We start from the raw sequence: 384 nt of genomic DNA on the forward strand, positions 1-384 counted from the left end.
GAGTTCGCCGCTGTCGCTGCGGGTGTCGCCTATCGGGAGCCGTCGGCGGCCGGGCGGCGGGAGTGGATGTCGCCGGAGTACTGGGTGCGGCAGGTCCGTGAACCCGTCCCTTATGCCGAGGCCCTCACCGAAGCCCGGGGCGACTTCCTGGTCGAGATCGGTCCGGATGGAAGTCTGACCTCTCTCGCCCGGACCAGTGACCATCCGGTTGCGGCGGTGGCGTTGTCGCGTCGGGATCAGCCGGAGTCGGATGCGGTCATCGCCGGGTTGCTGGAGTTGTGGACTGTGGGCGGGCCGGTCACGCAGGCTGCTCTGGCCGCGCTGATTCCCGGTGCCGCCGTTCCCGGTCGGGTCGTTCCGCTGCCCACGTACCCGTTCCAGCGG

The 384-nt window shown here is 70.3% G+C and carries 1 pseudogene; it reads left to right on the top strand.

Annotated features, from left to right (window positions below):
• A pseudogene (locus MXD61_RS05850) lies at positions 1 to 384 on the top strand (polyketide synthase); the annotation flags it as partial.

It is taken from the genome of Frankia sp. AgPm24 (assembly GCF_023243055.1).
Classification (GTDB): Bacteria; Actinomycetota; Actinomycetes; order Frankiales; family Frankiaceae; genus Frankia; species Frankia umida.